This window comes from Stenotrophomonas sp. Ps181 (assembly GCF_025697425.1).
Lineage (GTDB): Bacteria > Pseudomonadota > Gammaproteobacteria > Xanthomonadales > Xanthomonadaceae > Stenotrophomonas > Stenotrophomonas sepilia.
Genome location: NZ_JAHWBI010000021.1, coordinates 1 through 1,111 on the forward strand (window position 1 = coordinate 1; position 1,111 = coordinate 1,111).

Sequence of the window (1,111 nt, forward strand, 5' to 3'; positions counted from 1 at the left end):
TTTTCAGCGTCGCGCACCCGGGCGTTGAGAATCACCAGCATTTTCCGCATCACCGCCACGATGGCTACTTTTCCTTCTTTGCCCCGGGCTCGCAGCGACTGGTAGAAATCGCGCAGTCGAGGTTCATGCCGCATGGCCGACATGCTGGCCATGTAAAGCACCTGGCGGATCTCGGCCCTGCCGCCATGGATGCTTCGTTTGCCGCGCATGGTTCCGCTGTCGTGGGACATGGGGGCCACACCGACCAGGCTGGCGATGGCCTTACCACTGATCCTCCCCAGTTCGGGAAGATAGCTTGCCAATACCGCCTGCAGGCCAGGGCCAACGCCCTTCATCGACTTCAGGACAGCCAGTTGAGGCTGCTGGGCAACCTGCTCGGCAATTTGCTTTCCCAGACGTTCAACCAGCGTCTGCAAGCGGGTGATGTTGGCCTGCAGTAGCCGGCGCAATTCACGATCACCGACCATTTCCTGCTGCTGCCGCGCGATGGTCAGCGCGTGCATCGCCTGTCGACGTGCCCGCACGAATTCCCGCATTTTCTGCTGCCAAGGCTCCAGCGGCTGGTAGGCGGGAAGTTTCACCAAGGCCGCCATCTGCGCCAATGCATAGGCATCCAACCGGTCGGTCTTGGCCATCTGGCCCATCCCCTGGGCCAGCCTGCGGGCCCGCAGGGCATTGGCGCGGACCACCGGATGGCCCGCTGCGTGCAGAAAATCCAGCACCGGCCGCTCGTAACCGCCGGTGGCTTCCAGCACGATCTGGCTGACCGGACGCTTCTTCAGCCAAACATCCAATTCAGAAAAGCCGGAGCGGTTGTTCCAGACCTGCAGGGTCTCTCCATCCGTCGTACCGACATCCAGTTGGCGCTTGCTGACATCAATCCCGATCCCGTTCATCACCGGACTCCGTATAGTCTGGAAGGGTCGAGAGCTCCCCCGCTTGCCCAGTCTTATCACTGCGAGTGTCAGCTCCAGCAACTGTTCGGGCGGATCAAGGGAGATTCCGGCGTGGGCGCCAAGCTACATGGCGATCGTCGAGATCCAGGCTTACACGGCGGCCCACGCCGGCTCTCGACACCTACGCTGCCAGATTCCGATCAGATAAGGCTTGG

Annotated in this window: 1 protein-coding gene; it reads right to left on the reverse strand. The window is 61.7% G+C overall.

Annotated features, from left to right (window positions below; genetic code table 11):
• A partial coding sequence (locus KXV01_RS19985) for an IS110 family transposase (RefSeq protein WP_263468022.1) occupies window positions 1–896 on the reverse strand: 896 nt, incomplete at its 3' end.
• Window positions 897–1,111 lie beyond the last annotated feature (215 nt).